Origin of the sequence: Achromobacter denitrificans NBRC 15125 (assembly GCF_001571365.1) — a bacterium.
Classification (GTDB): domain Bacteria; phylum Pseudomonadota; class Gammaproteobacteria; order Burkholderiales; family Burkholderiaceae_B; genus Achromobacter; species Achromobacter denitrificans.
The window spans coordinates 1-19044 of record NZ_BCTQ01000012.1; the positions used below are offsets into that span (position 1 = coordinate 1).

At 67.6% G+C, this 19044-nt stretch carries 16 protein-coding genes and 1 rRNA gene; 5 read left to right on the plus strand and 12 right to left on the minus strand.

From position 1 onward, the window contains the following. Positions 1-147 precede the first annotated feature (147 nt). Positions 148-260 (plus strand): 5S ribosomal RNA (rrf, locus tag ADE01S_RS12035). A gap of 216 nt (positions 261-476) precedes the next feature. On the opposite strand, the gene ADE01S_RS12040 is transcribed toward rrf, so the two are convergent. Together ADE01S_RS12040 and ADE01S_RS12045 are read right to left on the minus strand one after the other, a co-directional pair. Continuing rightward, positions 477-1886 carry a sigma-54-dependent transcriptional regulator gene (locus tag ADE01S_RS12040; RefSeq protein ID WP_242663487.1) on the minus strand — a complete coding sequence of 470 codons (1410 nt, stop codon included), beginning with the start codon at positions 1884-1886 and terminating at the stop codon, positions 477-479. Beyond that, positions 1883-3841, minus strand: a complete 1959-nt coding sequence (locus ADE01S_RS12045; RefSeq protein WP_082775767.1) for a sensor histidine kinase — start codon at positions 3839-3841, stop codon at positions 1883-1885. Before ADE01S_RS12045 ends, ADE01S_RS12040 begins: the two co-directional genes overlap by 4 nt. A gap of 296 nt (positions 3842-4137) precedes the next feature. On the opposite strand from ADE01S_RS12045, the gene ADE01S_RS12050 reads away from it, so the two are divergent. Further along, on the plus strand, positions 4138-5487 hold the full coding sequence (locus tag ADE01S_RS12050) for a dicarboxylate/amino acid:cation symporter (protein ID WP_062681937.1): 1350 nt from the start codon (positions 4138-4140) through the stop codon (positions 5485-5487). A gap of 58 nt (positions 5488-5545) precedes the next feature. On the opposite strand, the gene ADE01S_RS12055 is transcribed toward ADE01S_RS12050, so the two are convergent. The 7 genes from ADE01S_RS12055 to ADE01S_RS12085 form a co-directional block, all read right to left on the minus strand. Further along, positions 5546-6172: a Maf family protein gene (locus ADE01S_RS12055; protein WP_062681938.1), complete on the minus strand. Its 627-nt coding sequence runs from the start codon at positions 6170-6172 to the stop codon at positions 5546-5548. Between the two features lie 76 nt (positions 6173-6248). Then, entirely contained in the window at positions 6249-6719 is a 471-nt protein-coding gene (gene rlmH, locus ADE01S_RS12060; protein ID WP_062681939.1) for a 23S rRNA (pseudouridine(1915)-N(3))-methyltransferase RlmH, read from the minus strand. A 7-nt stretch (positions 6720-6726) separates the two neighbouring features. Further along, the gene (gene rsfS, locus ADE01S_RS12065) at positions 6727-7131 is read right to left on the minus strand and encodes a ribosome silencing factor (protein WP_062681940.1); all 405 of its coding nucleotides are present in this window, start codon (positions 7129-7131) and stop codon (positions 6727-6729) included. A gap of 74 nt (positions 7132-7205) precedes the next feature. Further along, positions 7206-7793 (minus strand): nicotinate (nicotinamide) nucleotide adenylyltransferase, encoded by a 588-nt coding sequence (gene nadD, locus ADE01S_RS12070; RefSeq protein WP_062681941.1) that lies wholly within the window; start codon positions 7791-7793, stop codon positions 7206-7208. Next, a complete protein-coding gene (gene hemF, locus ADE01S_RS12075) occupies positions 7790-8701 on the minus strand; it encodes an oxygen-dependent coproporphyrinogen oxidase (RefSeq protein WP_062681942.1) in 912 nt (303 codons plus the stop codon). Before hemF ends, nadD begins: the two co-directional genes overlap by 4 nt. Before the next feature lie 12 nt (positions 8702-8713). Then, positions 8714-10021, minus strand: coding sequence for a phosphoribosylamine--glycine ligase (gene purD, locus ADE01S_RS12080; protein WP_062681943.1), 1308 nt, complete (start codon positions 10019-10021; stop codon positions 8714-8716). 23 nt (positions 10022-10044) lie between these two features. Continuing rightward, positions 10045-10776, minus strand: a complete 732-nt coding sequence (locus ADE01S_RS12085; protein WP_062681944.1) for a YebC/PmpR family DNA-binding transcriptional regulator — start codon at positions 10774-10776, stop codon at positions 10045-10047. Between the two features lie 161 nt (positions 10777-10937). Between ADE01S_RS12085 and ADE01S_RS12090 the strand changes: the two genes are divergently transcribed. The 3 genes from ADE01S_RS12090 (at position 10938) to ADE01S_RS12100 (ending at position 14687) form a co-directional block, all read left to right on the plus strand. Beyond that, positions 10938-12452, plus strand: a complete 1515-nt coding sequence (locus tag ADE01S_RS12090; RefSeq protein WP_062681945.1) for a helicase HerA-like C-terminal domain-containing protein — start codon at positions 10938-10940, stop codon at positions 12450-12452. A gap of 172 nt (positions 12453-12624) precedes the next feature. Then, positions 12625-13692 carry a tartrate dehydrogenase gene (locus ADE01S_RS12095; protein WP_062681946.1) on the plus strand — a complete coding sequence of 356 codons (1068 nt, stop codon included), beginning with the start codon at positions 12625-12627 and terminating at the stop codon, positions 13690-13692. A gap of 35 nt (positions 13693-13727) precedes the next feature. Continuing rightward, complete coding sequence (locus ADE01S_RS12100) at positions 13728-14687, plus strand: WaaZ-like lipopolysaccharide core biosynthesis protein (protein ID WP_062681947.1); 960 nt, start codon at positions 13728-13730, stop codon at positions 14685-14687. A 49-nt stretch (positions 14688-14736) separates the two neighbouring features. On the opposite strand, the gene ADE01S_RS12105 is transcribed toward ADE01S_RS12100, so the two are convergent. Genes ADE01S_RS12105 through ADE01S_RS12115 form a run of 3 tightly spaced genes read right to left on the minus strand, consistent with a single transcriptional unit; the run spans position 14737 to position 18981 of the window. Further along, complete coding sequence (locus ADE01S_RS12105; RefSeq protein WP_082775768.1) at positions 14737-16347, minus strand: DHA2 family efflux MFS transporter permease subunit; 1611 nt, start codon at positions 16345-16347, stop codon at positions 14737-14739. Beyond that, positions 16344-17537 (minus strand): HlyD family secretion protein, encoded by a 1194-nt coding sequence (locus ADE01S_RS12110; protein WP_062681948.1) that lies wholly within the window; start codon positions 17535-17537, stop codon positions 16344-16346. Before ADE01S_RS12110 ends, ADE01S_RS12105 begins: the two co-directional genes overlap by 4 nt. Positions 17538-17559: 22 nt before the next feature. Next, positions 17560-18981 carry an efflux transporter outer membrane subunit gene (locus ADE01S_RS12115; protein ID WP_062681949.1) on the minus strand — a complete coding sequence of 474 codons (1422 nt, stop codon included), beginning with the start codon at positions 18979-18981 and terminating at the stop codon, positions 17560-17562. Positions 18982-19044 lie beyond the last annotated feature (63 nt).

Below are 19044 nucleotides of genomic sequence, written 5' to 3' on the forward strand. Positions count from 1 at the left end.
TACAAATCTGGCCGCACCGTCGGCGGCCAGCCAACACCAATTACACCCCACTGTGCGCGTGATCATCGAGCTAGTCTCTGATTACCCACACGTTGTGTTTCTTCCAAGATTGGAGCAGTTGCGTTAGCAGCCGCTCAACCAGTTACGCCTGACGACCATAGCGAGTTGGTCCCACTCCTTCCCATCCCGAACAGGACAGTGAAACGACTTTGCGCCGATGATAGTGGACGGACGTCTGTGAAAGTAGGTCATCGTCAGGCTTTTATTGCTCAAAACCCCACAGGTACACCCTGTGGGGTTTTGTCTTTGGGGCGACGCCTTGCCTGCCAGGGCGCATACCCATCAAAAGAAAACCCCTCGCCGGCATTGCCGGCGAGGGGTTTTTGTTTATGCGGCGGCGGAAGATCCGGTATTAATGCGTGCCTGGCCGGTGGAAGCGGGCTGGTGAGCGAGCCGGGCAGCGGCAGCTGACGATCTTACTGGGGCAGGTATTGCTGGCGGTCGATGCCGTGGCGCTGCAGCTTGTCGTAGAAGGTCTTGCGGGGAATGCCCAGGGATTCGAGCGTGGCCTTGAGGTCGCCCCGGTGTGCTTCCAGGGTTTCGCGGATGAGTTGGGCTTCGAAGCGCTCCATGCGCTCCGGCAGGCTCAAGGCGGCGGCGGTGGCCGCCGCCGCGTCGGGTACGGGCGTGTTCAGTACGCCCAGGACCACGCGTTCGGCGAAATGCGCCAGCTCGCGGACGTTGCCGGGCCAATCGTGCGTCATGACATGCTGCTTGATGGCGGCCGGCATTTCGGGGATGTCGCGCTGGAAACGGCGCGACGCATGGCCGAGATAGTGGGCGAACAGCAGCGGGATGTCTTCGCGGCGCTCGCGCAGCGGAGGAATGCGGATGGTTACCACGTTGAGCCGGTAGAACAGGTCTTCGCGGAACGTCGCCCGGATGGCGGGGCTGCCCAGGTCTTCCTTGGTGGCCGCGACCACGCGCAGATCCAGGTTGCGCACGTCATTGCTGCCCAGGGGCGTGATCTGGCGCGATTCGAGCACGCGCAGCAGCTTGACCTGCACGGCCAGCGGCATGCTTTCGATCTCGTCCAGGAACAGCGTGCCGCCGCTGGCATGCTCGATGCGTCCGATGCGCTTCTTCTGCGCGCCGGTGAACGCGCCGGCCTCATGGCCGAAGAGTTCGCTTTCGATGACGCTTTCCGGCAGGGCGCCGCAATTGATCGCGACCAGCGGCCGGTCTCGCCGGCGGCTCAGGCGGTGCAGCGCGGTGGCCACGACTTCCTTGCCCGTTCCGGTTTCGCCTTCGACCAGCACGTCCACGTCCGCGTCGGCGATGTGGCGCAGGGTCTGCTTGATGCGCTGCATGGCGGGCGTCGTGCCGATGAAGGGCACTTCGTCCGCTTCGACGGCGAATGCGGCTTCCCGCAGCCGGCGGTTCTCCAGTACCAGGCGGCGCTTTTCCGCGGCGTGGGTGATCGCCGTGATCAGTCGATCGGCCGCATAGGGCTTGGCCAGGAAGTCGTAGGCGCCGTCGTGCATGCATTGCACCGCCGTGGCGATGTCGCCGTGGCCGGTGATGAGGATGACGGGGATGTCGGGGTCGATCTCGCGCACGCGCCGGAAGAGCTGCAGGCCGTCGATGTCGGGCATGCGGATATCGCTCACCACCACGCCGTCGAAGGCGCGCGTCAGCGCCGGCAGCGCGGCGCGGGCGCTGGCGTGGGCATCCACGGAGATGCCGTGCAGCTTGAGCGTCTGGGCGTTGGCGCGCCGCAGTTCGTCGTCGTCGTCGATGAAGACGGCATGCGGCGGGAGCGGCTGGCGCAGGCCATCGTCGGGCGCGGCCTGTGCCGGGGCTGGGGAATCGGAGGCTCGGGTCATGAGGGGCTCGAAGCAGTGTCCTGGCCGGGCGCCTTGCGCAAGGTCAGGACGAAAAGGGCGCCGCCGTCGGGCGCCTGGGAATCGGAGGAGGCGCTCGCGGGCGGCGCCACGTTCAGCTCGCCGCCGAACTCGGCGACGATGTCGCGGCAGATGACGAGGCCCAGCCCCAGTCCTTCCGGCTTGGTCGTATGGAAAGGGGTGAACAGGCGGGCGCGGGCTTGCGCGGACAGGCCCGGGCCGTTGTCGGCGACCTGGATCCGGATCGTGGCGCCCAGGTCCTGCTGGGTGATGACGATGCGTCCGTCGGTCCGGCCTTCCAGGGCCTCCAGCGCATTTTGCAGAAGGTTGACCAGCACCTGTTCCAGCCGGATGCGGTTGGCCTGCACGAGGTCGTTCTGCATTTCGGGCGGCCGTTGCAGCGCGACGCCCTGGCGTCGGGCGCGGGGGCCGACCAGCAGCAGTGCGCCTTCCAGGCAGTCTTTCAGGCTGGTGGGCCCCACCGAGGCGCCGGCCTTGCGGGAAAACGCGCGAAGCTCGCCAGTGATGTGGCCGATGCGATCGGTCAGGGCGGCGATGGTGCCGAGGTTTTCCCGCGCCGAGCCGTCGTCATGCCGCCGCAGGAATTCCGCGGCGTTGTCGGCATAGGCGCGTATCGCGGCGACAGGCTGGTTGATCTCGTGCGCGACGCCCGCGGCGACCTGCCCCAGCAGGGCGAGCTTGCTGGCCTGCACCAGTTCCTCCTGCATGGTGTGCAGGCGCGCGGCGGTGCGCTGGCGTTCGTCCATTTCGTCGACCAGCTGTTCGTTCACCCTGAGCAGTTGCGACGTGCGTTCGTCGACCAGGGACGTCAGCTGTTCATGGATGGCCGCCTGCTGGTGGGCGCGTTCGCGCTGGCGGTGGCGCCGCAGCAAGACGATGCCGATCAGGGCGGCCAGCGCGCTTTGCGCCAGGAGGGCGCCCAATTGCGCATTGGCCGTGGCCTGGTTGATGGCCGCCTGCACCGGCGACAGCAGGTGCAGCGTCCAGCCGGGGGATTCGACGATGGGCAGCGTCGTGTGCAGGAGGGGCGCGGCGGCCGGGATCTGCGGCAAGGCGGTGTCGGCGCGGACCAGTTGGCCGGTGCTGACCGCCTGCAACGGTGGCTGGACGGGCAGCGGCTGGAAGCGGGCATCGCCGAATTGCAGGCTGGTGCGCAGGGTCTGGGCCAGCCCGGGCGGCAGTGGTGCCAGGACGTCGAAGCGCCAGTCGGCGATGCTGCCCAGCAGCACCACGCCATGTTCGTCGGTGACGAAGATGGGCGCGTTGGACTGGCGCCAGTCCGCTTCCAGTTCGCGGAAGTCCACTTTCAGCACGACCACGCCCAGCATCGCGCCGCCCACGTCGTCGACCCGCCGCGACAGGTACAGGCCGGCCTCGTGGCTGATGGTGCCCAGCGCGAAATGCTCGGCCGACCCATGAGTGACCGCGCCCTGGAAGTAGGGGCGGAACTGGTAGTCGACGCCGACGAAGGTGGCGGGTTCCCGCCAGTTGCTGGCGGCGATCGCCCAGCCCTTCTTGTCCAGCACGTAGATCGCGGAGGCGCCGACCCCGCGGCTGAGCGTGTCGAGTTTTTCGTCCAGGGATTCGATCTGTCCGGGAGCGGGGTTTTGGAGCGCGGCGCGCACGTCGACATCGCGGGTGAGCACGAAAGGCAATGCCCGGAATTTGTCGAGGTTGTTGCGCAACAAGGCCGCGTTGACCTGGGCGGTGCCGCGCGCCTGCGTCGCGGCATTTTTCAGGGCGCCGTCGCGGGCCCAGAGGGTGGCTGCATGCAGCACGCCGAAGACGACGCCCACTCCCAGCAGAATCGCCGCCACGCGCCACGGCCAGGCGTGCTTGCGCCGCCGGGGCACGGACAGGGAGGGCGGCTCCCCGGCCTGGGAGGCGTGGGGCGGAGAAAAGTCGGGGCGGGACATGGCGTGTGCGGGTTTTCGCACATTCTATATCGTTTTTGTGTGGAAATTCGCCATCCAACCAGGGAAAGGGCTGGGGGGGATGGGAAAAAATCGTCGCGTTATCAATGGCTTGCGCCGACATCGCTGGGGCGGACAGGGCTGGCACGGCGCTTGCATAAGAAGGAGCAAGCCGCGCGGCGCCTCCACGCGGTGACATGGGCCCGCGGCGATGCCGCGGAGCCATAAAACAGATAACGCCCCGTCGCCCGCCGCGCCCTGTCGCCCGGAGCAAGGGGCCTTGGTGGGGACAAATCCCAATGATCGACGTGGATCAAGTCGCGCCCGCGCGCAAGCTCAAGTTCTATCAAATCCTTTATGTGCAGGTGATTTTCGCCATCGTGGTCGGGGTGGCCCTGGGCGCGCTGAAGCCGGAACTCGGCCAACAGATGCAGCCGCTGGGCGACGCCTTCATCAAACTGGTGAAAATGATCATCGCCCCGGTGATCTTCCTGACCGTGGCCACCGGCATCGCCGCCATGAGCGACCTGAAGAAGGTCGGCCGCGTGGCGGGCAAGGCCATGCTGTACTTCCTGATCTTCTCCACGCTGGCGTTGATCGTGGGCATGATCGTCAGCCATATCGTGCAGCCCGGCGCGGGCATGCACATCGATCCCAAGACCCTGGATGAGAAGGCGGTCTCGGGCTACGTGGCCAAGGCGCACGACTCGACCATCACCGGCTTCCTGATGAACGTGATTCCCACGACCATCTTCAGCCCGTTCGTGGGCGGCGATATCCTCCAGGTGCTGTTCGTGGCCGTGCTGTTCGGCATCTCGCTCGCCATGGTGGGAGAGCGCGGCAAGCCGATACTGACGTTCATGACGGCGCTGGCCCAGCCGATCTTCAAGCTCGTCGCCATCCTGATGAAGGCCGCGCCCATCGGCGCCTTCGGCGCCATGGCATTCACCATCGGCAAGTACGGCATCAAGTCCGTCGTCAACCTCGCCATGCTGGTGGGCACCTTCTACGCGACTTCGGTATTGTTCGTGGTCGTCGTGCTGGGCCTGGTTGCCCGCTACAACGGCTTCTCCATCCTGAAGCTGGTCCGCTACATCCGCGAGGAACTGCTGCTGGTGCTGGGCACCAGTTCCTCGGAGGCGGCGCTGCCCACCCTGATGCAGAAGATGGAACGGGCGGGGTGCTCGAAGTCGGTGGTGGGGCTGGTGGTGCCCACCGGCTACTCGTTCAACCTGGACGGCACCAACATCTACATGACGATGGCGGCGCTGTTCATCGCGCAGGCTTGCGATATCCCGCTATCGCTGGGCGACCAGATTCTGCTGCTGCTCGTCGCGATGCTGAGCTCCAAGGGCGCGGCGGGCGTGACGGGCGCGGGCTTCATCACCCTGGCCGCCACCCTGTCGGTGGTGCCCTCGGTGCCGGTCGCCGGGATGGCGTTGATCCTGGGCGTGGACCGCTTCATGTCGGAATGCCGCGCGTTGACCAACCTGGTCGGCAATGCGACGGCGGCCGTGGTCGTCGCCCGCTGGGAAGGCGAGCTGGACACAGCGCAATTGCACGCCGCGCTGGAAGGCGAACTTCCTCCGCCGCAACCCGCGGTCGAGGCGCGGCAGCCCGTCCTGGGCCAACCGCTGCAGCAAGGCTGAGCGCCTTTCCTCATTGAAAAACCCCCGCGGGCCTGGACGGTCCTCGGGGGTTTTTCTATCAGGGCGTCTGGATGCCCGCGGCGCGCAGCAAGCCGGCGGTTTCGAACACGGGCAGGCCCATCACGCCCGTGTAGCTGCCGGCGATATGGGAGATGAACACGCCCGCCAACCCCTGGATGCCATAGGCGCCGGCCTTGCCGTAAGGCTCGCCGCTGTCGCAGTAGCGGCCGATTTCGTCGTCGGTCAGTTCGCGCATGCGCACTTCGGTGATGGAAACGGCCTCCAGCAGCTGCTCGCCCGTCCAGACCGCGACGGCGGTGCGGACTTCGTGCGCCGAGCCGGAGAGCGCGCGCAGGATCCGGATGGCGTCGTCCCGGTCCGCGGGCTTGCCCAGGACCTGGCCCGCCAGGATGACCGTGGTGTCGGCGGCCAGCAGGGGCAGGCGCGGCAGGCCGTGCTCGCGCACCCAGTCGCGGCCGCGCAAGGCCTTGTCGCGCGCGGTGCGCTGGACGTAGTCGGCGGCGCTTTCGCCCGGATGCTGGGGTTCGTCCTCGCCCGGCGGGGCGGGCACCAGCAGCACTTCGTGGGCGAGGCCGATCTGCGTGAGCAGTTCGCGCCGGCGGGGGCTGGCCGAAGCGAGATAGAGGCGCGCGGGAGAGGCTTGGAGGTCGGCGGTGTCGGTCATGCGTCGGCGGGAAGGGAAGAGGCCCGGCCTGTGGTACGGTGCGGCCGGCTAGGTGCGGCCGGCCAGGCGCGGCCGGCTAGGCGCGATGGTAGGGATGGTTGGTCATGATGGCCCAGGCGCGGTAGAGCTGCTCCGCCAGCACCACGCGCACCATGGGGTGCGGGAGCGTCAGCGAGGACAGACGCAGCTGGCCGCTGCAGGATGCTTTCAGTCCGGCGTCCAGGCCGTCGGGGCCGCCCACGAGAAAGGCGACGTCCTGTCCGCCGGCCCGCCACTGTTCGAGCTTCTGCGACAGGGCCATGGTGGTCAGGTCGCGGCCGCGCTCGTCCAGCGCCAGGCGCAGCGCGCCGGCGGGCAGGGCGGCTTCGATCCGCTTGGCTTCCGCGGCCATCATTTGCGCCGGGGTTTTGCCGGTGGTGCGGGGTTCGGGCTTGATTTCACGCAGTTCCAGCGCGCAATCGGCGGGCAGGCGCTTGGCGTAGTCGTCCCAGGCCGTTTGCACCCAGTCCGGCATGCGCGTGCCCACGGCCACCACGATGAGCTTCACGGCGTGCTCAGTAATCGGTGCTGTCGTAGGCGCTGTCGCTGACGATGGGCGCCGGCCGGGTCGATTCGGGCAGGAGCTTCACGCGCACCGGCTTGCCGCCCCAGATTTCCTCCAGGTTGTAGTACTGGCGGATGGCGGGCTGCATGATGTGCACGACCACGTCGCCGAGGTCGACCACGACCCATTCGCCGGTGTCCTCGCCTTCGATGGTGATGCCGGACAGATCGAGCGCGCGTCCGCGGTCGGCCACGCTGGAGGCCAGGGCGCGGGTCTGGCGGTTGGAGGTGGCGCTTGCAATCACGACGCGATCGAACAGGCTGGTCAGATGCGTGGTGTTGAAAACCTTGATGTCTTGCGCTTTGACGTCTTCGAGGGCGTCGATGACGGCGCGTTGGAGTTTTTGTATATCCATAGCTGTAAATATAACCCGCGCGCGGTCAGCGCAATGCTGGGTCCGTGGCGCATTCCGGCGCCCGGCGGGTGGGGTTATCGATAAAGATGGTGCGCCGCAATATATGCCGTGACGGCCGGATCGAGCAGGCCCTCGGTGGACTCGCCCTGCGCCAGGCGCTGGCGGATCTGGGAAGCCGAGACGGGCATGGGGGAAAAAGGCAGTTCCTGGAGGTCGCGACCCAGGCTCCGCAGGTGTTCGGCCAGCGCCGGCGGAGCGCTGAGCGCCGTGCCGGGGCGGGTGGCGACGGCCAGGTCGACTTGGCGTGCGATGTCCTGCCAATCGCGCCAGGTGCAGAAATTCGCCAGCTGGTCGGCGCCGAGCAGCCAGACGTAGCGCGCGTCCTGGGGCAGCGCGCGCAGCGTGTCGATGGTGTAGGTAGCGCCGCCGCGATCGATTTCGATCGGGTTGACGGCCAGCCCCGGGTGGCCGTCGATCGCCAGTTCCAGCATGTCGCGCCGTTGTTGCGCGGTGGCATGCAGCGCGGCGCGCTGCCAGGGATTGGCCGCCGGGATGAGCTGCACTTCGGCCAGGCCCAGCGCCTGCAGCGCGCTGCGGGCAAGTGCGATGTGCGCGACGTGGACGGGGTCGAAACTGCCGCCCAGGAGCCCGATGCGTTTCAAGCCCAGTCCCGCGGGGTCAGGTAGGCGGCCAGTTCCGCTTCGGGCGTGCCGGCTTGCGGCTGCCAGTCGTAGCGCCATTGCGCCAGCGGCGGCATGGATAGCAGGATGGATTCGGTGCGCCCGCCGGATTGCAGGCCGAAGAGCGTGCCGCGGTCGAAGACCAGGTTGAACTCGACGTAGCGGCCGCGGCGGTAGGCCTGGAAATCGCGCTCGCGCTCGCCATAGGGCGTGCCGCGGCGGCGCTCCACGATGGGCAGGTAGCTGTCGAGGAAGGCGTCGCCGACCGAACGGGTCAGGGCGAACGAGGCGTCGAAGCCGGGGGCGTTCAGGTCGTCGAAGAAGATGCCGCCGATGCCGCGCGTTTCATTGCGGTGCTTCAGGAAGAAATAGTCGTCGCACCAGCGCTTGTAGCGCGGGTAGTAGTCGGCGCCGTGGCCGGCCAGCGCGTCGCGGCAGACGGTATGGAAATGGCGGGCGTCTTCCTCGAACGGATAGTAGGGGGTCAGGTCGATGCCGCCGCCGAACCAGAAAACGTCGGCTTCGTCGTGGCCGGGCCGGGCGGCCGCGAGGAACATGCGCACGTTCATGTGCGTGGTGGGCACATAGGGGTTGCGCGGATGCAGCACCATGGATACGCCCATGGCCTCCCACGAGCGGCCGGAAAGCTCGGGTCGGTGCGCGCTGGCCGACGGCGGCAGCCTGGTGCCCTGGACGTGGCTGAACAGCACGCCCGCCCGCTCGAACAGTTCGCCGCCTTCCAGCAGCCGCGACAGCCCGCCGCCGCCCTCGGGGCGCACCCATTCATCGGCGCGGAAGGCGGCGCCTTCCGCATCTTCCAGCGCGCCGACGATGCGGGCCTGCAAGCCGGTGAGGTAATCCCTGACTGCGGAGACGGGCAAGGCTTTCATCGTCGGTTCCGGTTAGGCGTTGGACTTGGGCTTCTGCTGCGAGGGCTTGAGCGCGCGCCAGCCGATGTCGCTGCGGTACTGGCGGCCGTCGAAGTGGATGCCGTCGATCGCTTCGTACACGCGGTCGCGGGCCATCTTGACCGAGTCGCCCAGCGCCGTGACGCACAGCACTCGGCCGCCGGTGGTCTTGGTTTCGTCGCCGTCGAGCCGGGTGGCGGCATGGAACACCATGCAGTCCTCGGCGTCGGCCGGCAGGCCGCGGATGACGTCGCCGGTGCGGGGCGTGTTCGGGTAGTTGTGCGCGGCCAGCACGGCGCCCAGCGCGGTGCGGCGGTCCCAGACGATGTCGGCTTGGTCCAGCGTGCCGTCGACGGCGTGTTCCAGGGCGTCCAGCAGGTCGCTCTTCACGCGCATCATGATGGGCTGCGTTTCCGGATCGCCCATGCGGCAGTTGAATTCCAGGGTCTTGATCTCGCGGTCGGGATCGTCGCCGGGGGCGATCATCAGGCCGGCGTAGAGGAAGCCGGTGTAGGGAAGGCCGTCGCGCGCCATGCCCTGCACGGTCGGCAGGATGATTTCGCGCATGATGCGGTGGTGCAGTTCGGGGGTGACGATGGGCGCGGGGGAATAGGCGCCCATGCCGCCAGTGTTGGGGCCCTGGTCGCCGTCCTGCAGGCGCTTGTGGTCCTGGCTGGTGGCCAGCGCCAGCACGTTGCGGCCGTCGCACATGACGATGAAGCTGGCTTCTTCGCCCACCAGGCATTCCTCGATGACGACGCGAGCGCCGGCCTCGCCCATGGAGCCGTCGCCCAGCATGGCGTCGACGGCGGCGTGCGCCTCTTCCAGCGTGGCGGCGACCACGACGCCCTTGCCCGCGGCCAGGCCGTCGGCCTTGATCACGATGGGAGCGCCTTCCTGGTCGATATAGGCATGCGCCTTGGCCGGGTCGGTAAAGGTTTCGTAGCGGGCGGTCGGGATGTTGTGCCGGACCATGAAGGCCTTGGCATAGTCCTTCGAGCTTTCCAGCTGCGCGGCGGCCTTGGTCGGGCCGAAGATCTTCAGGCCGCGGGCGCGGAACACGTCCACGACGCCGGCGGCCAGCGGCGCTTCGGGGCCGACGACGGTCAGGGCCACGCCTTCGCGCTGCACGAAATCGGCCAGTTCCTCGGCGTTGGTGAACGGAATGTTCTCCATCTGCTCGGCTCGTTGCGTGCCGCCATTGCCCGGGGCGACGTACACCTTATGCACGCGCGGGGAGCGGGCCAGCCGCCAGGCGAGGGCATGTTCGCGGCCGCCCGAGCCAATAACCAGGAGTTTCATGTTGGGTGATTCTGAAGGAGGATTTACTGCGCTTCGTCGAAAACGACGGTCGTATAGACTTCCTGCACGTCGTCCAGGCCTTCCAGGGCGTCGAGCAGTTTTTGCATCTTGACGGCGTCTTCGCCGGCCAGTTCGGTTTCGTTCAAGGCTTTCATCACGATGCCGTCGACTTCGGCCTTCAGGCCGGCGGCGTCGAAGGCGCTGCGCACGGCGGCGTAGTCGGCCGGCGAGCAGACGACTTCGATCACGCCTTCCTCGTCGGTCGTGACGTCTTCGGCGCCGGCCTCCAGGGCGGCTTCCATGACCTGGTCTTCCGAAGTGCCGGGCGCGAACACGAATTGGCCGCAATGCTTGAACATGAAGGCCACCGAGCCTTCCTGGCCCAGGTTGCCGCCGTTCTTGGCGAAGGCGTGACGCACTTCGGCCACGGTGCGGGTGCGGTTGTCGGTCATGCAGTCGACGATCACGGCCGCGCCGCCGATGCCGTAGCCTTCGTAGCGGACTTCCTCGTAGGCGTCGCCGTCGGCGCCGCCCGCGCCACGCTGGATGGCGCGCTGGATGTTGTCCTTGGGCATGTTGGCGTCGGTGGCCTTGTCCCAGGCCATGCGCAGACGCGGATTGCTGTCGGGGTCGGGGCCGCCGGCGCGCGCCGCCACGGTGATTTCACGAATGATCTTGGTCCAGAGCTTTCCGCGCTTGGCGTCTTGGCGCCCTTTGCGGTGCTGAATATTGGCCCATTTGCTGTGTCCGGCCATGGCTTCCCAGGATAAATTGTCTGCAAAAGAAGCATTTTACCGTGACGGCGGGCCGCGCGTCCGGGCAAGACCCGCTTGTGTCGATATTGCCACGCGCACAATCCGCGCGGCAGGCTCTACACTTGGGCATCCATCTGATTTCCCGGTTCGGAGAGTTGCACATGCCCACCCCTATCGTCATCGCCAAGAACGCCCGGACGGAGCTGGCGCTGCTGCCCGCGCTGGCCAACCGGCACGGGTGCATCACGGGGGCCACGGGCACGGGCAAGACCGTGACGCTGCAGGTCCTGGCCGAATCCTTTTCCCGCATCGGCACGCCGGTGTTCATGGCCGACGTCAAGGGCGACCTGACCGGCATTTCCCAGGCGGGAGCGGCCAGCCCGAAGCTGCTGGAGCGGCTGAAGACCCTGGGCCTGGACGCGCCGGCCTGGGCGGCCAGCCCCGTCACCCTCTGGGACGTCTTCGGCGAGCAGGGCCTGCCGGTGCGCGCCACCGTGTCCGATATGGGGCCCTTGCTGCTGTCGCGCATCCTCGAACTGAACGACACGCAGGAAGGGGTGCTGACCCTGGTGTTCAAGGTGGCCGACGACGAAGGCCAGCTGCTGCTGGACCTGAAGGATCTGCGCGCCATGCTGCAGAACGTCGCCGACCGGGCCGCGGAACTCAAGACCCGCTACGGCAACGTGTCCGCGGCCAGCATCGGCGCCATCCAGCGCGGCCTGCTGGCCCTGGAGTCCCAGGGCGCGGAGAAGTTCTTCGGCGAACCCATGCTGGACGTGGCCGACCTGATGCGCACGGATGCGCAGGGCCGCGGCATGGTCAACGTCCTGGCGGCCGACAAACTCATGCAGGCGCCGCGCCTGTATGCCATTTTCCTGCTCTGGCTGCTGGCGGACCTTTACGAGAAACTGCCCGAGGTCGGCGACATGGACCAGCCCAAGCTGGTGTTCTTCTTCGACGAAGCCCATCTGCTGTTCAACGACGCCCCGGCCGCGCTGCTCAACAAGATCGAGCAGGTGGTGCGGCTGGTTCGGTCCAAGGGGGTGGGCGTCTATTTCGTGACGCAGAATCCGCTGGACATCCCGGACACGGTGCTGGGGCAGCTCGGCAACCGGGTCCAGCACGCGCTGCGTGCCTTCACGCCGCGCGACCAGAAGGCGGTCAAGACGGCCGCCCAGACCATGCGGCCCAACCCGGGGCTGGACATCGAGGCCGCCATTACCGAACTGGGCGTGGGCGAAGCGCTGGTGTCGCTGCTGGATCCCAAGGGCCGGCCCATGCCGACCGAGCGCGCCTTCATCGTGCCGCCGGCGAGCCGGATCGGCCCCGCCACGGACGCCGAGCGGCAGTCGCTGCGGCAGGGCAGCCCGCTGGCCTCCAAATACGAGACGGCCATCGACCGCGAGTCGGCCTATGAGGTGCTGGCCGGACGCGCGGCGAAGCCGGCGGCTCCCGCCGGAGCCGGACAGAACGAGTCGGGCCAGGCGCCGGCCGGCGACAGCGGCGGCGGGCTGATGGACAGCCTGAACGACGTGTTGTTCGGATCGACCGGGCCGCGCGGCGGCAAGCGCGACGGTATCGTCCAGACCATGGCCAAAAGCACCGTCCGATCGATCGCGCGCGAGCTGACTCGCGGCATATTGGGGTCTTTGCTGGGGTCCAAGGGCCGCCGTTGAGGCGGCAACGGCGCCAGCCGCGGCGGGGCGGCAGCCTGTTGCGAGTTGAAATGGCTAGTTTGTAACGGCAGCTTTTCAGACTTTATCGGTTTGTAAATAATGGGGTTGCGGCTGGGCTGTTTGTGCCTATCATGCCGGGTTACGCATCCCGAAAGAAACAGAGGACGACGCGGTGACAAAGAAACATAAAATTGCAGTAATCCCTGGGGACGGGATCGGGAAGGAGGTCGTCCCGGAAGGCCTGAAAGTGCTCGATGCCGTCGCGAAGCGCTTCGGCATCGGCTTCCAGTGGGACCATTTCGATTGGAGCTGCGACTACTACGCCAAGCACGGCAAGATGATGCCGGACGACTGGCAGGCGCAGATCGGCCAGCACGAAGCCATTTTCTTCGGCTCGATTGGCTGGCCCGCCACGGTGCCCGACCATGAGGCCCTGTGGGGATCCCTGTTCAAGTTCCGCCGCGAATTCGACCAGTACATCAATCTGCGCCCGGTGCGCCTGATGCCCGGCGTGCCGTCGCCGCTGAAGGACCGCCAGCCCGGCGAGATCGATTTCTTCATCGTGCGCGAGAACACCGAGGGCGAGTACTCCAATAGCGGCGGCCGCCTGTTCGCGGGCACCGAGCGCGAAGTGGTCATCCAGGAAAGCGTCTTCACCCGCATCGGCGCCGACCGCGTCCTCAAGTTCGCCTTCGAGCTGGCGCAGAAGCGCGGCAAGCACCTGACCGCGGCCACCAAGTCCAACGGCATTTCCATTTCGATGCCCTGGTGGGACGAGCGCGTGGCCGACATGGCCGGGAACTATCCCGACGTGCGCTGGGACAAATACCACATCGATATTCTCTGCGCGCACTTCGTGCAGCATCCCGATTGGTTCGACGTGGTGGTGGCTTCCAACTTGTTCGGCGACATCCTGTCCGATCTGGGCCCGGCATGCACCGGGACGATCGGCATCGCGCCGTCGGCCAACCTGAACCCCGAGCGCAAGTTCCCGTCCCTGTTCGAGCCGGTTCACGGTTCGGCGCCGGATATCTATGGCAAAGGCATCGCCAACCCGATCGGCCAGATCTGGAGCGGCGCGCTGATGCTCGACTTCCTGGGTTACCCCGAGGCATCCGCCGCCGTCGTGAAAGCCATCGAGACGGTATTGGCGGAAGGCCCGCGCACCCGGGACATGCAAGGCAATGCCTCGACCGCCGATGTCGGCAACGCGATCGCGTCGCTGATCGAGGGCGGCTAAGGGCATTTCGCCGGTAAGGCCTGTCAGGCTAGTAGATGGAAGATTCAGCTTTTTCCTCCTCCGTCGCCCACGTGGGCGGCGGACGGGCCGATCGTTTTGTGCGCAAGCTATTCCGCTTGTTGCGATCGCGCACGCAGAGGCACAACCAGCACTTGTGGCCGTTCGTCCGGATCTGGCGCGACCGCTCCGGCGCCATTTGCGGCTTCCGGGCATTCGGCCGTTCGGTGCCCATTACGCCGTTGGAGCAGGGCTACGATCCCCGCGACGAAACGGTGCATCTCATCTTGAGCGGCCCGTCCGTCGCCGAGATTCCCTACGACCGGCTCGACATCCGCTCGGCGATGGGCGTGAACGGCGCCATCGCGCTGGCGCGCAAGTTCGACCTGCCGTTCAAGTACTACTGCATCATCGACGAGAATTTCGTCAGGGACCGCATCGACCTGGTGCGGGAAATCGTGTCGCGCGACCTGACGCTGTACGTGGTGCCCCAGGTGCTGCGGTACATCATGCAGGGCATCCCGCAGGAATCGATCCGATGCCGCATCTGCATCATCGAATTGATCTCGGAGCGCGCCTACCAGCGCAGCGCCGCGCCGGCCGTGCTCAAGCGCATGGCGGCGGCCACGCCGGACGTGAAGCTGCTGGACGCCAAGCAGGGGCTGGGATTCAGCTTCGACGCGGCGCTGGGCGTGTTCGACGCCGACACCGTCGCCTATGCGGCGCTGCAGGTGCTGGTGTCCGGGGGCGCGCGCCACGTGTACGTGCACGGGCTGGACCTGACCTTGCAGAACGGCCTGCGCTTCTACGACGAGGGGCCCACCCCCCAGGCCAGCAGGCTGGCGCGCAATTTCTCGCTGTTGATCGAGCCGTCGTTCCGCTTCGCCGCCGCGCAGTGGCGCGCGCGGGGCGTGTCGGTGTTCAATCTGTCGCCCATCAGCGCCTTGTCGGCGGACATCATCGAACGCCTGGACTGGCAGGCGCTGCTGAAGGAATGATGCCGGCCCCGGGCCGGGCGCGTTGCGCGCCCGAGGCCCGGACGGCGCGTCAGTGCGCGCCGGCGGCCGCTTCGGCGGCCCCGCCGCCGCCAGCCTTGGCCGATTTCGGCCGGGCGAACCACACCAGACCCGTCAGCGCCAGGAAGATGATCGCGGATGCGTAGAACACGTCTACCGCCGACATGGTGAAGGCCTGGCCGTTGATCATGGCGTCGACCGTGCTCAAGGCCTGCTGGTGCGACATCCCCACGTTCTGCAGCGTATTCACCGTGTGGTCGAACGCCTGCTGCCCGGGCTTGGCCGCCTCCGTCAGCTGGGCATGGTGCATGGTGGCGCGGTTTTCCCAGAGCGTGGTGGCGATGGACGTGCCGAACGCCCCGGCCGTCAGGCGCAGGAAGTTCGACAGGCCCGAGGCGGCCGGGATGCGCCACGGCTCGATGCTGGCTAGGGTGATCGAGGTGAGCGGCACGAAGAAGGCCGCCATGGCCGCGCCCTGGATGATGGTAGGGATCATCAGGGTGCGCACGTCGGTCTGGGTGTTGAATCCCGACCGCATGAAGCACACCAGGGCAAAGATCATGAAGGCCACCGTCACGATCTGCCGCGGGTCGCGCGTGGCCAGCATCTTGCCGACGATGGGCGTGAGCAGGATGGCCAGCAGGCCGACCGGCGCGGTCACCAGGCCCGCGTAGGTGGCCGTGTAGCCCATATTGCTTTGCAGCCATAGCGGCAGCAGCACCACGTTGCCGAAGAAGACGCCGTAGGCCACCGCCAGCGTCAGCGCGCCGACCGTGAAGTTGCGGATCTTGAACAGCCGCAGGTCCACCACGGGGTGGGCGTCGGTGAGCTCCCAGATCAGGAAGAAGACGAAGGCCACGAAGGCGGTCGCGGCCAGGGCGATGATGGTGGGGCTGGCGAACCAGTCCAGCTCCTTGCCCTTGTCCAGCATGATCTGCAGGGCGCCGACCCACACCACCAGCAGCGCCAGGCCGACCTTGTCGATCGGCAGCTTGCGCGTCACCGACTCCCGGTCGCCGTAGATGCGCCAGCTGATCCAGGCGGCCAGCAGGCCCACCGGGACGTTGATGTAGAAAATCCAGGGCCAGGTGTAGTTGTCCGAGATCCAGCCGCCCAGCAACGGCCCGGCGACGGGGGCGACCAGCGTGGTCATGGACCAGACCGCCAGCGCCATGCCCGCCTTGGACTTGGGGAAGCTGGCCAGCATCAGCGCCTGGGACAGGGGAATCATCGGGCCCGCGACCGCGCCTTGCAGCACGCGGAACGCGATCAGGGCTTCCAGCGACGGCGAGAAGCCGCACAGCCACGAGGCCAGCACGAACAGCAGCGTCGAAATCAGGAACAGGCGCACCTGGCCGAAGCGCTGCGTCAGCCAGCCCGTGAGCGGCACCGTGATCGCGTTGGCGACGGCGAAGGACGTGATGACCCAGGTGCCCTGGCTGGTGCTCACGCCCAGGTCGCCCGAGATGGTGGGAATGGACACGTTCGCGATCGAGGTGTCCAGCACGTTCATGAACACCGCCGTGGACAGCGCGATGGACCCGATGATCCGGGTCGCGCCTTCCAGCGGCGGATGGGCGCCCGGCGGGCGGGCGGCCTGGGGGGAGGGGCCCGCGTCCGCGGGCTGGGCGGCCGTGCTCATGATGCGAGATTGGCCTCGATGATCTTGCCGATCATGGCGTCGACTTCATCGTGGGCGGGCTCGAAGGCGCGCGTGGACCAGACCGGCTCCTTGCGCTCGGCCTGCGTCAGCGGCTCGCCGTCCTGCTTGCCCACGTCGACTTCCACGTCCATGGACAGGCCGACTCGCAAGGGGTGCTTTTTCAGGTCCCCGGGATCCAGCGCGATGCGGACCGGCACGCGTTGCACCACCTTGATCCAGTTGCCGGTGGCGTTCTGCGCGGGCAGCAGGGCGAAGGCGCTGCCGGTGCCGGCGTCCAGCCCGGCGATCGTGCCGTGATAGGTCACCGAGCTGCCGTAGAGGTCGGCCACCAGCTTGGCCGGCTGGCCGATGCGCATCTTGCGCAGCTGGCCTTCCTTGAAATTGGCTTCCACCCAGACCTGGTCCAGCGGCACGACCGTCATCAGGGCGGAGCCGGGGGCTACGCGCTGGCCGACCTGCACGCTGCGGCGGGCGATCACGCCGGCGACGGGAGCGGGCAGCACCGTGCGCGACTGCGCCAGCCAGGCATTGCGCAGGCCGGCGGCCGCCTGCCGCACGTCGGGGTGATCGGCCACCGTGGTGCCCTGGGTCAGCGCCTGGTTGGTCGCCAGCTTGGCGCGCGAGGCCGCCAGCGCGGCGCGGGCCTGGGCAAGGCCGGATTGGGCGGCCTTGAGCGCGGCCTCGGCGTGCAGGATTTCCTCGCCGCTGACGCCGCCCGACTTGGCCAGCTGCTGGCGGCGGTTGACGTCGCTCTGCGCGCGGGTCAGTTCGGCCTGGGCGCGCAGGATGTCGGCGTTGCGCAGGTCGACGTCCGCGGCCAGGGCATCGTTCTGGACATAGATGGTGCGCACCTGGCGGACCGTCTGCGCCAGCTTGGCCTGGGCCTGCTGCAGGGCCACGTCGGTGTCGGCGGGATCCAGGCGCACCAGCGGCTGGCCGGCGGCGACGGTTTCCGTATCGTCGGCCTCGATGGCGACGACCGTGCCCGGCACCTGGGGCGTGATCTGCACGAGATTGCCGTGCACGTAGGCGTCGTCGGTGCTTTCGAAGTGGGCGCCGAACAGGACCCACCAGATGCCGTAAGCGATCGCGATGAGGATGAAGGCGCCGGTGGCCAGCAGCAGGAGGCGTTTGCGGGCGGGGTTGGCGGCGGGGGTAGCAGCGTTCATGACGTCTGAATCCGGGGATCGTTCAATGGATGGGGTTCGCGGCGGGCTCGGAGCCGGTGGCGGGGACGTAGCCGCCGCCCAGCGCGTTCGCCAGGCTGGCGTCGAGTTGGTAGGCGCGGATGCGCAGGTCGGTATCCAGGCGGGCCTGGGTGAGCACGCCGGTCTGCGCGATCAGCACGGAGATGTAGTTGCCCATGCCGGCCTTGTAGCGCTTGACGGCCAGGTCGTAGGCCGCGTCGATCGCTTCGCGGGCCTGGCGTTGCTCGGCCTTTTCCCGGTCCAGCAGGCGCAGGCCGTCGAGGGCGTCGGCCACCTGGCGCACCGCGTCCAGCACGGTCTGGTTGTAGTCCGAGACCGCGAGGTCCGCGTCGGCGCGGCGGCCCGCCAGGTTGGCGTTCAGTTCGCCGCCATGGAAGATCGGCAGCGTGATGGCCGGACCGAAGCCCGCCATGCGGGCGTCGGCGCCCAGCAGGTTGCCGGTGCCCATCGCCTGGAAGCCGGCGAAGGCCACCAGATTCACGTTGGGGTAGAACTCGGCCTTGGCGCTGTCGATGGCATGGCGGGCGGCTTCGGCGCGCCATTTGGCGGCGGCCACGTCGGGGCGGTGGCCCAGCAGGTCCAGCGGCACGCTGGCGGGCAGGCCGCCGGCGGGCGCGGTCAGGGCCACCGGCGCCAGCGACTGGCCGCGCTGCGGCCCGGCGCCGGCCAGCGCCGCGACCTGGTTGCGCAATTGCGCGATCGTGGTTTCGGCCTGGGTCAGTTCCACCTTGCCGGCGGCCAGCGACGATTCCGCCTGCTTGACCTCCACCTGCGTATCCAGCCCGGCCTGATAGCGGCCCTGGGTCAGCGACAGCACTTCGGCGCGCTGGTCCAGCACGCGCTTGAGCACCTCGCGCTGGGCGAAGGCATTCTGCAGGTTCAGATAGGCGCGCACCGTGGCGCTGGCCAGCAGGTTGCGCGCCGCCTGCGCGTCGGCCGCCGCGGCCTGCTGCTCCGATACCGCCGACTTCAGGCGCGAACGGTTCTTGCCCCAGAAATCCAGCTCGTAGCTGAAGTCCAGGGCCAGCCGGTTGTCGCTGACGACGGAACCGCCCAGCGGGGCGGGGTAGATGTAGTCCTTGGAGAGGTGCTCGCGGGTCAATGAATAGTTGGCGTCCACGCGCGGCAGCAGCGGGGCCCGGGCGGAACTGACCGCGGCGTTGGCCCTGGCCAGGCGGGCCTGGGCCGCGCTCATCGACGGATTGTTCGCCAGCGCTTCATCCAGCAGCGTGTCGAGCTGCGGATCGCCATAGCGTTGCCACCATTGCGTGGTGGGCCAGGCGGCGTCCTGGCCGGTCAGCCCCAGCTTGGCCGCGTCCAGCGCCGCCACGGGGTCGGGCCCGGGTTCCATCAGGGCGCAACCGCTCAGGGCCAGCACCAATACGGTAGAAAGAAGGCGTTTCATCCTGACTGTTTGCTGAAAGTAATTGATTAATCTGTATTTGCCTAGGCAATTATTATGCCAAAT

Coding starts and splice junctions, on each gene's coding strand:
- ADE01S_RS12040 (WP_242663487.1), bottom strand. CDS start 1,886: ATGACCCGAGCCTCCGATTCCCCAGCCCCGGCACAGGCCGCGCCCGAC.
- ADE01S_RS12045 (WP_082775767.1), bottom strand. CDS start 3,841: ATGTCCCGCCCCGACTTTTCTCCGCCCCACGCCTCCCAGGCCGGGGAG.
- ADE01S_RS12050 (WP_062681937.1), top strand. CDS start 4,138: ATGATCGACGTGGATCAAGTCGCGCCCGCGCGCAAGCTCAAGTTCTAT.
- ADE01S_RS12055 (WP_062681938.1), bottom strand. CDS start 6,172: ATGACCGACACCGCCGACCTCCAAGCCTCTCCCGCGCGCCTCTATCTC.
- rsfS (WP_062681940.1), bottom strand. CDS start 7,131: ATGGATATACAAAAACTCCAACGCGCCGTCATCGACGCCCTCGAAGAC.
- hemF (WP_062681942.1), bottom strand. CDS start 8,701: ATGAAAGCCTTGCCCGTCTCCGCAGTCAGGGATTACCTCACCGGCTTG.
- purD (WP_062681943.1), bottom strand. CDS start 10,021: ATGAAACTCCTGGTTATTGGCTCGGGCGGCCGCGAACATGCCCTCGCC.
- ADE01S_RS12085 (WP_062681944.1), bottom strand. CDS start 10,776: ATGGCCGGACACAGCAAATGGGCCAATATTCAGCACCGCAAAGGGCGC.
- ADE01S_RS12090 (WP_062681945.1), top strand. CDS start 10,938: ATGCCCACCCCTATCGTCATCGCCAAGAACGCCCGGACGGAGCTGGCG.
- ADE01S_RS12100 (WP_062681947.1), top strand. CDS start 13,728: ATGGAAGATTCAGCTTTTTCCTCCTCCGTCGCCCACGTGGGCGGCGGA.
- ADE01S_RS12105 (WP_082775768.1), bottom strand. CDS start 16,347: ATGAGCACGGCCGCCCAGCCCGCGGACGCGGGCCCCTCCCCCCAGGCC.
- ADE01S_RS12110 (WP_062681948.1), bottom strand. CDS start 17,537: ATGAACGCTGCTACCCCCGCCGCCAACCCCGCCCGCAAACGCCTCCTG.
- ADE01S_RS12115 (WP_062681949.1), bottom strand. CDS start 18,981: ATGAAACGCCTTCTTTCTACCGTATTGGTGCTGGCCCTGAGCGGTTGC.